General features: G+C 39.5%; 1 protein-coding gene. It reads right to left on the bottom strand.

Going from position 1 to position 329, the window contains the following annotated elements; all coding sequences use genetic code 11:
- Positions 1–311 (bottom strand): hypothetical protein (locus tag HMPREF2613_RS04875; RefSeq protein ID WP_070479402.1); only part of this gene is annotated, 311 nt, incomplete at its 3' end.
- Positions 312–329: the final 18 nt, after the last annotated feature.

The following is a 329-nucleotide window of genomic DNA, read 5'->3' as shown; positions in this document are numbered from 1 at the left end:
TCCCAACCATGATCACGAATATAAGCTTTCATCTCCTCAATTGTTTCATCCAAGCTACCATCAAATAGAACCCGCTTGCTAATTCCTTCTATATCTAGAGATGCCTGATAATCCAGTTGACTTGTTGGCTCTGCTTCAGATATAACTGGAATATAGACTCCCACATCTTGCTTTTCTTCGTTAAATTGAGTTGGAGTCATCTCAAAAATGGTTGGGCCATCCTTATAAATACCATCAGTATAGGGAAGGAGTTCTGTATGAACAAATAACTCCAATAGTTCATCCGCTTGAATCTGGACCTGGTCTGTCATCAAATGGCTCATATGTAG

The sequence above is a fragment of the Streptococcus sp. HMSC070B10 genome, assembly GCF_001808665.1.
In the GTDB taxonomy this organism is placed as follows: Bacteria; Bacillota; Bacilli; order Lactobacillales; family Streptococcaceae; genus Streptococcus.
This window is presented reverse-complemented; position numbering and strand designations above follow the sequence as displayed.